This is a genomic window from Saccharopolyspora karakumensis (genome assembly GCF_004349225.1).
Classification (GTDB): Bacteria; Actinomycetota; Actinomycetes; order Mycobacteriales; family Pseudonocardiaceae; genus Saccharopolyspora; species Saccharopolyspora endophytica.
On record NZ_SMLA01000090.1, the window covers coordinates 1 to 11,587 of the forward strand.

13 protein-coding genes are annotated in these 11,587 nt (G+C 68.0%); 3 read left to right on the forward strand and 10 right to left on the reverse strand.

All coding sequences use genetic code 11. The features are described 5' to 3' along the window. Positions 1-7: 7 nt before the first annotated feature. From E1202_RS30060 to E1202_RS30080, 5 genes are all read right to left on the reverse strand, one after another. Positions 8-1,615 (reverse strand): GMC family oxidoreductase, encoded by a 1,608-nt coding sequence (locus E1202_RS30060; protein WP_132686692.1) that lies wholly within the window; start codon positions 1,613-1,615, stop codon positions 8-10. A 50-nt stretch (positions 1,616-1,665) separates the two neighbouring features. After that, complete coding sequence (locus E1202_RS30065) at positions 1,666-2,388, reverse strand: acetoacetate decarboxylase family protein (protein WP_235879109.1); 723 nt, start codon at positions 2,386-2,388, stop codon at positions 1,666-1,668. 116 nt (positions 2,389-2,504) lie between these two features. Continuing rightward, a complete protein-coding gene (locus E1202_RS30070; RefSeq protein WP_132686693.1) occupies positions 2,505-3,425 on the reverse strand; it encodes a GlxA family transcriptional regulator in 921 nt (306 codons plus the stop codon). A gap of 7 nt (positions 3,426-3,432) precedes the next feature. Beyond that, on the reverse strand, positions 3,433-4,020 hold the full coding sequence (locus E1202_RS30075) for a cysteine hydrolase family protein (protein ID WP_132686694.1): 588 nt from the start codon (positions 4,018-4,020) through the stop codon (positions 3,433-3,435). An 85-nt stretch (positions 4,021-4,105) separates the two neighbouring features. Continuing rightward, a complete protein-coding gene (locus tag E1202_RS30080; RefSeq protein WP_235879110.1) occupies positions 4,106-4,333 on the reverse strand; it encodes a hypothetical protein in 228 nt (75 codons plus the stop codon). A 209-nt stretch (positions 4,334-4,542) separates the two neighbouring features. Here E1202_RS30080 and E1202_RS30085 point away from each other — a divergent pair, with 209 nt between their 5' ends. Then, positions 4,543-5,406: a helix-turn-helix domain-containing protein gene (locus tag E1202_RS30085; RefSeq protein ID WP_132686695.1), complete on the forward strand. Its 864-nt coding sequence runs from the start codon at positions 4,543-4,545 to the stop codon at positions 5,404-5,406. A gap of 23 nt (positions 5,407-5,429) precedes the next feature. After that, a complete protein-coding gene (locus E1202_RS30090) occupies positions 5,430-5,642 on the forward strand; it encodes a DUF397 domain-containing protein (protein ID WP_132686696.1) in 213 nt (70 codons plus the stop codon). A gap of 54 nt (positions 5,643-5,696) precedes the next feature. Here E1202_RS30090 and E1202_RS30095 read toward each other — a convergent pair whose 3' ends face one another. From E1202_RS30095 to E1202_RS30115, 5 genes are all read right to left on the reverse strand, one after another. Continuing rightward, positions 5,697-6,500, reverse strand: coding sequence for an acyl-CoA thioesterase domain-containing protein (locus E1202_RS30095; protein WP_132686697.1), 804 nt, complete (start codon positions 6,498-6,500; stop codon positions 5,697-5,699). 97 nt (positions 6,501-6,597) lie between these two features. Continuing rightward, the gene (locus E1202_RS30100) at positions 6,598-7,086 is read right to left on the reverse strand and encodes a SixA phosphatase family protein (RefSeq protein WP_207919001.1); all 489 of its coding nucleotides are present in this window, start codon (positions 7,084-7,086) and stop codon (positions 6,598-6,600) included. 190 nt (positions 7,087-7,276) lie between these two features. Further along, positions 7,277-8,836 carry an alkaline phosphatase D family protein gene (locus E1202_RS30105; RefSeq protein WP_132686698.1) on the reverse strand — a complete coding sequence of 520 codons (1,560 nt, stop codon included), beginning with the start codon at positions 8,834-8,836 and terminating at the stop codon, positions 7,277-7,279. Between the two features lie 117 nt (positions 8,837-8,953). Continuing rightward, positions 8,954-9,250, reverse strand: coding sequence for a DUF3303 family protein (locus E1202_RS30110; RefSeq protein ID WP_132686699.1), 297 nt, complete (start codon positions 9,248-9,250; stop codon positions 8,954-8,956). A gap of 108 nt (positions 9,251-9,358) precedes the next feature. Continuing rightward, positions 9,359-9,787: a phosphatase domain-containing protein gene (locus E1202_RS30115; RefSeq protein WP_132686700.1), complete on the reverse strand. Its 429-nt coding sequence runs from the start codon at positions 9,785-9,787 to the stop codon at positions 9,359-9,361. Positions 9,788-11,085: 1,298 nt separating this feature from the next. Here E1202_RS30115 and E1202_RS30120 point away from each other — a divergent pair. After that, positions 11,086-11,493: a hypothetical protein gene (locus tag E1202_RS30120; RefSeq protein ID WP_132686701.1), complete on the forward strand. Its 408-nt coding sequence runs from the start codon at positions 11,086-11,088 to the stop codon at positions 11,491-11,493. Positions 11,494-11,587: the final 94 nt, after the last annotated feature.

Sequence of the window (11,587 nt, forward strand, 5' to 3'; positions counted from 1 at the left end):
GGTCGGGTCAGATGAGGGAGGCGCACATTTCGCCGATCATGTACGAGGGGGCGTTGGTGTTGCCTCCGGTGATGCTGGGCATGATCGAGGCGTCGGCCACCCAGAGGCCGTCGACGCCTCGGACGCGCAGTTGGGGGTCGACGACCGCGCGCTCGTCCACGCCCATGCGGCAGGTGCCGACCGGGTGGTAGACGGAGTGGATCCGGGTCGGCAGCTCGCGCAACAGCGCGGTCTCGTCGAAGTACTTCGGGCCGGGGCTGAGCTCCTCGGTGACGTCCGCGGCGATGGTCTTGTTCGCCATGATCTCCCGGATCATGCCCATCGCCTCGATGAGGAACTCGGTGTCGGCCGGTTCGCTGAGATAACCGGGGTCGATCACCGGCGAGGCCGTCGGATCGGTCGAGGCCAGCCGGACCTCGCCGCGGCTCTGCGGGTAGATCAGCGTCGGGAAGATCGTGATCGCAGGACGAGTGTCGGTCCGGTAGAGCTTGTCCTCGTCCTGGTTGGGCGTCGGGTAGCTCCACGGGATCGTGTGGATCTGCATGTCCGGCACGTCGCCCTTGGCGCGTGAGGTCTTGACGAAACCGACGGTCTCGAAGAGCGTTCTGCCGAGCCAGGACTCACCGCGCTTGCCCAGGGCTTCCTTGAGCATCCCGGAGGCCATGTAGGTCGCGGTGGAGCGGTGCAGGGCCTTCTTGGTCACGAACGTCATGGGCACGAACAGGTGGTCGTGCAGGTTCTGGCCCACCGGCAGGTCGGCCTTGACCTCGATGCCCTTCTCCTTGAGGTGACCGGCCGGGCCGACACCGGAGAGCATCAGGAGCTGCGGCGATCCGACCACGCCTGCCGAGACCACGACGCCGCTGGAGGCGCGCAGCGTCTCCTTCCGGCCGCTCTTGGTGTCGATGATCTCCACGCCGGTGGCGCGGCCGTTCTCGATGATGACGCGTGCGACGTGCACGTGGGTGCGCACGCGCAGCGACGGCAGCTCGCGGTTGGTCAGGTAGCCGCGCGAGGAGCTGTAGCGGCGGCCCTTGCTCGCGCTCTGCTGGAAGACGCTCACGCCTTCCTGGGACTCGCCGTTGTAGTCGTCGATCCGCGGCACGCCGAGGGTTTCCTGCGCTGCGGCCATGAACTGCTCTCCGGCCGGTGTGATGTCCTTCTGCCGCGTGACCTCGATGGGGCCGCCCGCGCCGCGCACGTCGCTGGCGCCCTCCTCCCAGTTCTCCAGGCGCTTGAAGGCGGGTAAGACGTCCTGGTAGCTCCAGCCCTCGCAGCCCTCGGCGGCCCACGAGTCGTAGTTGTCCTTGTTGCCGCGCACGAAGAGCATGCCGTTGACCGAGCTCGACCCGCCCAGGACCTTGCCCCGGGTCATCGGGATCTCGCGTTCGTGGGCGTGCTTCTGCGGGGTCGAGTACTGCTTCCAGGTCACCTGCTTCTTCAGCTGCGGCACGACGTGCAGCACGGAGATCATGCCGGGCACGGTGACGGTGGGGAGGTCGTCCTTGCGCCCGGCCTCCAGCAGGAGCACGTTCGCCCCGCGCTCGGCCAGCCTGCCGGCCACGACGGATCCGGCGCTGCCCGCGCCCACGACGATGTAATCGGCATCGCTCATTTTCGTCCAACTTCTCCAGTGGTCGCCGTTGACTGCTCCGGTTCGCGTGGTCACGAACGGCTGGAAATGGGTGTTGCGTCGGCGAACCGCATCGTCAGCTCGCCGATGTGGTTGGTGAACAGGGCCTTTCGCGGAAATCCGAGTCGCCGCAGGTCGTCGCTGATCGGGTGATCGCCGAGTTCCACCCGCGCGCCTGCGGGGCGCATCCGGGTGCCGCCGGCGCGCATCGTCCACGGGGTTCGCCGCAGGACGCCGTCGCGGTGGGTGTAGGCGTCGAGGGTCATCGCGCCCATCGCGGAGGGAGCGGGTACGCCGCGCCCGAACTCCAGCGCGACGACGGGACGGTCCTCCAGCCGCACCTCGCAGCGGGTGCGCTTGCCGCGGGTGCTGACGTCGATGGTGGAGATCTCCTTGGGGAATCCCCAGATGTTCTGCCCCGCCTCGCAGGTGAAGGTCTGGTCGACCGGCAGCCAGTGGATGAAGACGCCGGTCGATCCGCGCACGCCGGGCTGCCTGCACATCAGCGCCACCAGGAACTCGTGGTATTCGCCCAGGTCGCAGTCGAGGTAGTGGATGAACCCCAAGGTCGCGGGAACCCGTCCCGGGATCGGGGTGACCGGTTCGAGTCCTGCGGCGGCGAGGGTGTCGCGCGCGGGCCCGGCGGGGACCAGGAACTGCGCGGTGATGCCGGTGGCCGCGCGCACGTCGACGGGCATGTGCACCCGTTCGCCCTGCACCACGTGCACGGAGTTCGTGAGAGGCTTCTCGTGCACCGCTGACCTGCCCTTTCCTCGTGTGCGGGTACGTCTTCGGACCACCATCACCAAGCGACAGTCATACAGATAATGGTTATGTGTATGTCCACAAGTCAAGGGTCCGATCGCGCGGCTCAACTCCGCGCGGTGGCCTCGCGGGTGCGGATGCGGCGCAGCATGCGCGCGTCGGCGAGCCCGACGGCCCGCGCGGCGGACTCGGCGGTGGCACCCCGGCCGAGCAGGTGATCGGCCCGCTCCAAGCGCAGGATCTGCTGGTAGCGCAGCGGTGTCAGTCCGGTGGCCTGGGTGAACGAGCGGGTGAGGGTGCGTTCGCTGACGCCGACGGTGGCGGCGAGTTCGCTCAGCGGCAGGGGGTCGGTGAAGCGGGCGTCGATGATGTCCTGGACCCGGTGCACGGCGTCGTCGAGGTGCGCGCGGTGCCGCAGCATCGCGCTGGCCTGCTGCTCGTCGCCGTTGCGGCGCGCGTAGACGACCATCGCCCGGGCCACCCGCGCCGCCTCGCCGGGACCGTGCTCGTCCGCCAGCAGGTGGAGCGCGAGGTCGATGCCGCTGGCGATGCCGGCCGAGGTCACGACCCGCCGGTCGGACACGAACAGCACGTCGCGCACCACCGAGGTCGCCGGGTAGCGGCGCGCGAGCTCGTCCTGCAGGTCGTGGTGGGTGGTGCACCGGCGGCCGTCGAGGAGTTTCGCCTGGCCCAAGATGTCCGCGCCCGAGCAGACACTGGCGATCGTGCCGCCCGCCGCGTGGTGGGAGCGCAGCTTCTGCGCGGTCGCCGAGTGCAGCCGGGGCCAGCGCGGTGGTTCGGGCACGCGCGAGCCGGGGACCAGCACGAGGTCGTCGGCGGTGAGCTCGGGCCATGCGGTGTCAGCGCGCAGGGGGAGGCCCTGCGCGCTGATCACCTCGTCGTGCTGGGCGACGTAGCTGAGCTCGTAGTCGCGCCCGAGTTCGGCAGCGGTCGAGAACACCTGCGCCGGGCCCGCGAGGTCCAGCAGGTGCAGTCTCGGCAGCAGCAGGAAGACGACACGGCTCACGATCCGGTCAGCGTACTCCGGTCACCTCGGCGACCGTCCGGATCGAGGCGAACCGGCCGGCCAGCGCGTACTCGGTGCGCGCGATGATCTCCTCGGTGCGCAGAGTCCGCGGATCGGCCAGCAGATCCTCTACGCCGCGGTCGGCGGGAGCGTCCCGGTGCGCGATCGGGTTGGTCGACGTCGCGTCGATGACGAACGAGACGTCGTAGCCCAGATCGGAGCCGATCCGGGCGGTCGTCTCGCAGCACTGCTCGGTCCGGATGCCGCACACGGCGAGCTCCCGGACGCCCCGGTGCGTGAGCGTCTGATCCAGATTCGTGCTGGTGAAGGCGTTGTGCGAGGTCTTGACCACGGTCGGCTCACCTTCGTCGGGGGTGAGCCCGCCCAGCAGCCGCAGGTGCCCGTTGACCGGGTCGAACACCCCGCCCGAACCGGGCTCGCTGTGCAGCATCCACACCACGAGGTCCCCTTCGGCTCGGGCGTGGTCGGCGAGTCGCGAAACCGACTCGGCGATATCGGGATGGGACATGGTCCGCCACAACGGCAACCGCTGGAAGGACTCCTGGACGTCGATGACGAGAAGCGCTCTGTTCACGCCACGATCCTCTGCCGGAACTCGCCTCGGCAGAAGGCACGATCCCGCCACCCGACAGCACGATCCGGTCATCCCGAACCGGCTCTCACGGTTGTTCGCCCTTGAGGGTCTCGTCGCAGGTGCGGCAGGTGGGGAAGCAGATCCAGTCCATTTCGGACGGTCGTGCCATGGGTGTTCCCCGTTCGCAGATGGCCGTTTCGGTCGGGGTTCCCAGCCAGCGGTGGCCCCGGAAGGCGTGGCGGGTGCCTCCGCTGCCATCGGGGGCGGGGATCGGCAGCCAGTAGTGGCGCTGGGTTCGTGCTTCGGAAGACACCGCGCTGTCCCTTCTCGTGAGATGAGGGCTCGGTCGGCGGCGCCGAGTCGGGGAGGAGGGCGCCACCGACCGAGCTGCCAGGAACATCGGCAGGCGGAGCATTGAATGTAGGATTCCTAATATTGTTTCGCTCGAAAGGGGGATCTTCTCGGGGCGCGCGGCGATCGATACTGATCACGACCCGTTCACACCGCGGAGGCACCTTCCCGATGGCCACGACCCCGACCGTTCGTCGACTGCTGCTGTCCCACGAGCTCAAGCGATTGCGGGAGCAGGCCGGGATCGACCCCGACAAGGCCGCACGCCACCTGGGCTGCCGGACCAGCAAGATCAGCCGGATCGAGCTGGCGCAGAGCAGCATCCAGGCCGGCGACGTGAAACTGCTCAGCGAGCTCTACGGTGCCGAAACCGACCACGCCGAAATCCTGCTCGACCTCGCGCGCGGCCAGAACCAGCGAGGGCGGTGGGCCGGCTACCGCGCCGTCTACCCGGACTGGTTCCGCCTGTTCGTCGACCTCGAACGAGACGCCGCAGCCCTCAAATCGGTCGAGGTCGAAGTCATCCCCGGCCTCCTCCAAACGGAGAACTACATCCGGTCGCTGTTCGAGGACGGGCACATGCTCGATCCGGAAGATGACATCGAGACCATCATCCTGGCTCGATGCGAGCGGCAGGAACTGCTCACCAGGCAAGATCCGCCCCGGATTTCGTTCGTGCTCTCGGAATCATGCGTGCGCCGTCAGGTCGGCGGGCCTGAGGTGATGCGCGAGCAACTGCACCACCTCATCGAGATGACACGGCTGCGCAACGTCCAGATCCAGGTCTTGCCCTTCAACGCCCGGAGCAACGCCGGGCACATCGCCTACCGCTTCACCCTGCTCGACATCCCCGCTCCTGGGTTCGGCTCGACTCTGGACTTCGTGTACGTCGAGTCCCACGATGACGCGCAGTACCTCGACGCCCAAGAATCCGTGTCGAGTCACGCCGTCTTGTGGGACCGCTTGCAGGCTGCCGCTCTGGGACCGGTGGAATCGCGTGATTTCCTCGTCGAGGCGGCTGAACAGATGGGTTAGTGCAATCGAGAGGGGCGAGTTCGATGGCAAACCACGTTCCGGAGAACGAGGTTCGGTGGACCAAGAGCAGCTACAGCTCTGGGAAAGCGCAATGCGTTGAGACCGCTGCTGTTGCGGGTGGTCGTCTGGTTCGCGACAGCAAGTTGGGGGACCGGAGCCCGATCCTGGCCGTCGGCAGCGACGAGTGGGCGGCCTTCTCGCGGAAGATCAAGTCGGGCGAGTTGGACCAGCGCTGATCCATGGCCCAGGGGTGAGCGCTCCGCCGGAGCGCTCACCCCTGAACGCCGAGGTCAGGCCATGGGCGGGGTCGCCACCGCTGTGACGTTGCAGTAGCCGAACGGGCCTTCGGCGTCCTGGAACGTCGTGGACGCCGTGGCCACGCCGTCCTGGCTGAGGTGGCCGGTGGCCTCCATGCCGATCTCGGGTGAGGACGGCGTCCGGCTGAGGGTGAGCGTGTAGTCGGCGTTGATGAAGCCCAGCGCGCCGCCCTTGGGCATGTTGGCCAGCGGGCTGGCGAAGTCCGCGGCGGTGGCGGTGCGGACGAACGGGGTCATGGTCTCGCCCTCGACCAGGTCGTGGGTGTCGCGGAGCCAGGCCCGGCGGGCGCCCGCGTTGGACCAGTCGGTCGGAGCGCCGGATTCGTCGAGCATCCAGATGTCGAACGGCGGCTCCCACTGGCCCGCGGAGGCCGGGGGAGGGCCGAGTTCGGCGGGCGTGGGCATCGACCACGGCGGGGTGGCGGGAACCTCGCCCTGGGGCTGCTCGCCTCGGCGGAGCAGGACGGCGCTGCCCCGGGCAACCGCCTTCTCGCCCGAGTAGATCGTGGCGTCGGCGACCCGGATGCGGCGTCCGTCGCGGACCCGCTGCGTCTCGACGCGCACCGGTTCGAGCTGGGCGCTGCGGAACAGGTCGACCGTCAGCCGGGCGAACTGGAAGTCCTCCGCGCCGTGCTCGAGCTCCAGCGACCGCGCGAGCAGACCGCCGAACAACCGCCCGTGCATCATCTGCGGCGACCACGGGCTGCTCGCGTGCGGGGCCGGGACCAGCAGGTTCCCGTCGGGGCGGAAGAACGGCTCACCAGTGATGTCGACCATGGGCGGAGTCTAGAACGCCGGACGCACGAGGCCCGGTGTGCGCCTTGACACCGTGGCATCGCTGGGCAGGGTGCTTGTGGCGATCCGGACGCCGGGGTCAGCCGCGAGGCTTGGCGAAGGTGGACGCGCAGGTCCAGGACTCGTCGGCGTCGGCCCAGGCGCGTTCGCTGCTGAGCAGGGCCACCGCCGAGGTCTTGAGCTCGACGGACTCGCCGGTGAGCAGGTGGACCAGGTCTTCCAGTCCCGGGTTGTGCCCGATGATCGCGGTCGTCATCGCGTTCACCGGCATCTCGCGCACGATCGAGAGCAGCTGGTGCGCGGTGGCGTCGTAGATGCGCTCGTCGAAGCTGACCTGCGGTCCGGCCGGGATGTGCGCCCCGGCGAGTTCCCAGGTCTGGCGGGTGCGCAGGGCCGGTGAGCAGCGCACGGCCTCGATCGCGTAGGCGTTGTCCCGCAACCAGCGACCGACCGCGGGAGCGTCGCGTCGGCCGCGCTCGGCCAGCGGCCGCTCGAAGTCCTCCACACCGTCCGGGTGCGCGGACTTCGCGTGCCGAACCAAGATCAGCTTCCGCCGCGCGTTCGTCATGTCACGTCCTACGAGCTCGCCGTTGAATCGGCTCCACAGTACCCAACGCCCGCCGGCCCCCGCGCTGCGGAAGGCCCGCGATGTTCGCTGGTAGCGGGTCTTCATCCGGTGTTGGTCGCGCGTTGGCCCCGGGGCCGGGGCGTTCCACTGTGGAGGGTCGGGCGGCCCCGACCCTCCACGGTCGCACCGGTCAGCCCTGGATCAGGCCCGGCTTGCCGGCCTGGATGGTGAAGGTGGCGCGGTCCGAGACGGAACCGCCGGGGGCGGTGACCTGGTCGACGACGCGGTAGTCGGCGGTCCAGGAGTCGTGGGTGATGGTGTTGCGGACGTAGCCGCGCTTGCGGTTGATGAACTTGATGTGCGGGTTCTCCTGCAGCTGCACCGAATCGCTCGGGTTCTGGTCGGAGCCGTTGCCGCCCGAGGTGATCGAGGTGCCCACCAGCTCCACGCCGACCGTCGCCGAAGCCGGGTCCTCGAAGTCGGCCTTGATGTCGACGGCGTAGTTGGCGTGCACGTCACCGGTGATGACCACCGGGTTCGAGACGCCGGCCATGCGGTCGCGGAGCAGGGTGCGCTCGGCCGGGTAGTTGTCCCACGCGTCGTTGCTGAACGAGTCGGCATCGCCTGCGGTGAAGTCGCGCTGGCTGAAGAACACCTGCTGCGCCAGCACGTTCCAGCGCGCGGTCTGGCCGGAGAGGTTCTCCAGCAACCACTTCCGCTGCTCGGCGCCGAGGAGGGTGCGCTCCGGGTCGGCGACCTGCTCCGGCGGGACCTCCTGGTCGTCGCGGTACTGCCGGGTGTCCAGCAGGTGCACGTCGACCAGGTCGCCGAAGGTCAAGCGGCGGTGGATGCGGATGTCCGGCCCGGACGGCCGCTGCGCGCGCCGCAGCGGCATGTGCTCGTAGTAGGCCTGGAACGCCTGCGCGCGGCGTTCGCGGAACACCGCCGGGTCCTGGTCGGGTTCGGTGTCGGGCTGGGAGAGGTCGCCCGCCCAGTTGTTCTCCACCTCGTGGTCGTCGAAGACCACGGCCCACGGGAACGCGGCGTGCGCTGCCTGCAGGAACGGGTCCGCCTTGTACTGGCCGAGCCTGGTCCGGTAGTCGGCGAGGTTCATGATCTCGTGCGCGGGCACGTGCGGACGCCCGATCGAGCCCGCGTCGCCGCCCTCGTAGATGTAGTCGCCGAGGAAGGCCACCAGGTCCAGGTCCTCGTCGGCCATGTGCTGGTAGGCGGTGTACTGCCCGGCGACGTAGTTCTGGCAGCTGGCGAAGGCGAAGGAGAACTTGTCGAGGTTCGCGACCGGCGCCGGGGCGGTCTTGGTGCGGCCGACCGGGCTGAGCTCGCTGCCTGCGCGGAAGCGGTAGAAGTACTCGGCGCCCGGCCGCAGGCCCGAGACCTCGGCGTGCACGGAGTGCGCCGAGGCGCGCTCGGCCTGCTCGGTGCCTTCGGCGACGACGTCGGTGAACCGCTCGTCGGTCGCGACCTGCCACTGCACCGGCACGACCTGGTCGGGCATGCCGCCGAAACCGTCCTCGGTCAGCGGCTCGGGGGCTAATCGGGTCCACAGCACCACGCCGTCCGGCAGCGGGTCACCGGAGGCGACGCCCAGCTGGAACGGCTCGCGGATCCGGCCGGTACCGGCACCGGTGGCACCGGCCAGCCCGGAGGTGCCCAGCGCCGCAACGCCGATGGCGGCCGAACCGGCCAGCAGCACCTGGCGGCGGTTGGGGCGGAAGGAGTTCGAGGTCATGCTCCACCTGTTCGGTCAGTTTCGGGAAAAACCGGACTGACGCTATGGAGCACAGATGACGTCCTGGCGAACCCCAGGCGGATTCGGGACGGACTCTTGACCTGGGCAGAGGTGGGTTCAGCCCCGGGAGAGCTGGTCCAAACCGGCGCGGAGGTCGTCGAAGTTCATCACGGGAAAGACGTCGATCTTCGCCTCCAGGTTGGAGAAGAACGGGTCGAGCAACGCCACGAGCTGGGACTCATCGGCGATGTCGCAGATGAACAGGGCGGTGCGCTGGCCGTCCTGCGGCAGGAAGTAGGAGGCCTCGGGCTTGAGCTGTTCGTGAGCCCGTTCCATCGCCTCCTTCATCGAGCCGTCGGCGATGGTGCTGTTGGCCAGACGGAGGTCCGGCCTGATCCTGATGAGCATTCGCATGGTGTCCGCTCCCTGGCATCTCACCGCGAAGTGCCGGGTGGGCACCCCGTCGAGGACACCAGTGTCAGTCGCGTCCGGGAGTCGGGGGACCGGTCGAAAGTCCCTGCGTCAGGCTCGGAAACCGCGGACGTAGCGCCGCTGCCAGGGCGTTTCGACCGCGCCGGGGTGGTAGTGGGCGCGGACGAAGGCCACGGCTTCACCGGGCGGGACGCCGTCGAGGACGGCGAGGCAGGCCAGCGCCGTCCCGGTGCGGCCGCGACCGCCGCCGCAGGCGAGTTCGACGCGTTCACCGGTGGCTCGGCGCCAGGCCTCGCGAAGCGCGTCGGCGGCGTCGGCGCGGTCGGCGGGGAGCAGGAAGTCCGGCCAGCGCACCCAGCGGGCCTCCCAGTCGACCGGGGCGGGGCGGCGGCCCAGCAGGTGCAGCGCGAACTCCGGGCGCGGGCCGTCGGGGAGCGGTCTGCGCAACCCGCGTCCCCGGACCAGGCGTCCCGACGGCAGTGCCAGCACCCCAAGTGCGTCGGCGTTCCAAGCGGCCATGCGAGGAGTTCTACCAACCTCCGCCGGTCGATGCGGGACACTTCGGGACGTGGCGGTCGATGCCTGCGGAGTAATTCTGCTCGGCTGTGGTGTGGCGCAAGCTTCCGGCGTCACGATCAAGGAAGCTCTTCCTGGGACCGACTGCGGAGTAATCCTCGACAATCCTCATGCATCGGGGCATGTTCCAGGTACGACGGACTCGGGTGCGCGTATTCGCTGCGAGACGCCCAAGAAGGACCTGGGGTCAATTCTCAACTTTTCCGATTTACTTCGGATGGGATCGCTGAGGCGGCTGGCGCGCCCGGGGAGAACAAGGACACCTCCGGTGCAGGCCGGTTTACCTCGGCTCCTGCTGCCTGGGATCAGTGCCAGAGCGGTTTATCCATGGGGGCTCACGCGGACTATCTTGTGGTGGATCAGAACGACCGTCGTTTTGAGTCCTTTCTGGGCCGCTCTGGAAGCATTGCAAACTGCCCGTGACGTGAATCCCATCAGATTGAAGAGCTGGGTTTCATGACAATGTGCGGCTTGAGGATTGCTGGACGAATCGGGATGGCTGCAGGCATATCTGCAGTCTGTTCTGGGGTTCTCGTTCTAAGCTCGACTGCTGTGGCGAATTCCGATGCTGTTCCGGAGTCGGTCGTCGAGGTTGAATGCGGAGCCCCCGGTACGTTTGGTTACTGCAACGGGGAGGGGCTGATCCCCCCGTCGCAGCCATGGGCCTGTTTTAGTGGGAGTGTCTCAATAAATATTGATCGACACGCACTGAAGATCCGCGCCGGAATCTATTCCGGCAGTTACACGTATGGTCCGGAGCGCATTCGTGCTGACAATTTCGGCTCAGGGCAGGATATCTATTCGGGGGACACCTTTCATGTGTGTCGACTGACCTTGGTGCAGCCTATCAATCAGAATGATGCCGAAGTTCCCAGGTAAATTTGAGTCCCGAGAGAAGTGCATCGCAGGGCGCCCAATGGTGGGGTATGGTCATCGCATGAGCTGTGTTCCTCCTCTGCTGCGGGCGCTCTGCGAGCGTTTTGCTGACGATCTGCGCGAGGTCGACAGCATCAATGATGCTGAGCTCTGCGCGGAGGTCGTGTTCAGCGAGTCGGCGACGAGTTCTGACCGATGCGGTGGTGGGGACGAAGAGCTCGTATCTTCGGACTTGTTGTCGCGGGTCGAGTCTCGGTTGAATTCGGGGTGGTTCGCGAAGGGGGCGATCCCTCATCCTCAGACGAGGTACGCATCGGGTCCTGAGCTCCAGGTGGTGGATCTCTGGGAGCCCGAGGACTGGCCGGATGGCCGCCAAGCCGCACGGGGCGCTGTGGACTTCCTCGTTCCTTCCCGACGGTGCGCCGGCGTGGTCCTGGGGTGAGCCGAAGGTGGCGAGGGGGAGCAAGAGGGATTGCTACGAGCTGCATTTCCGGGCAGACGAAGTCGAGGCTTACACGATCGACTCGCTACCGGACTACCTGGAACTGGTTCGTGGGTTTCCGGCGTGCACCTCGGACGGGAAGATCAATGTCCATTGGAGCCGTGTTGCGGAGGTCTTCGACGCTGTGCGGCTCAGGGCCCGAGGGCTCGTCCACACCGCCGGCGTGGAGTCCGAGGTGAAAGGACGGCCCACGGTGTTGCATGGGTGGGAGTCCGAATCGACTGCGTGGCTCACCGTTCCGCCGGGAGCTGCTCTTCGGGCGGTCGGATGACCGAGATCGGCTCTTCGCTGGTGCGCTCATCGTGAGGGCGGCAGCCGGCGTTCGGCGTCGTCCCAGGTGGTGGTGGGGGTTCGGGGGATGTGGT

Excerpts from the sequence above, each read along its gene's own strand:
- E1202_RS30060 (WP_132686692.1), bottom strand. The coding sequence starts at position 1,615 with ATGAGCGATGCCGATTACATCGTCGTGGGCGCGGGCAGCGCCGGATCC.
- E1202_RS30085 (WP_132686695.1), top strand. The coding sequence starts at position 4,543 with ATGGCCACGACCCCGACCGTTCGTCGACTGCTGCTGTCCCACGAGCTC.
- E1202_RS30090 (WP_132686696.1), top strand. The coding sequence starts at position 5,430 with ATGGCAAACCACGTTCCGGAGAACGAGGTTCGGTGGACCAAGAGCAGC.
- E1202_RS30095 (WP_132686697.1), bottom strand. The coding sequence starts at position 6,500 with ATGGTCGACATCACTGGTGAGCCGTTCTTCCGCCCCGACGGGAACCTG.
- E1202_RS30100 (WP_207919001.1), bottom strand. The coding sequence starts at position 7,086 with ATGACGAACGCGCGGCGGAAGCTGATCTTGGTTCGGCACGCGAAGTCC.
- E1202_RS30105 (WP_132686698.1), bottom strand. The coding sequence starts at position 8,836 with ATGACCTCGAACTCCTTCCGCCCCAACCGCCGCCAGGTGCTGCTGGCC.
- E1202_RS30110 (WP_132686699.1), bottom strand. The coding sequence starts at position 9,250 with ATGCGAATGCTCATCAGGATCAGGCCGGACCTCCGTCTGGCCAACAGC.
- E1202_RS30115 (WP_132686700.1), bottom strand. The coding sequence starts at position 9,787 with ATGGCCGCTTGGAACGCCGACGCACTTGGGGTGCTGGCACTGCCGTCG.
- E1202_RS30120 (WP_132686701.1), top strand. The coding sequence starts at position 11,086 with ATGGCCGCCAAGCCGCACGGGGCGCTGTGGACTTCCTCGTTCCTTCCC.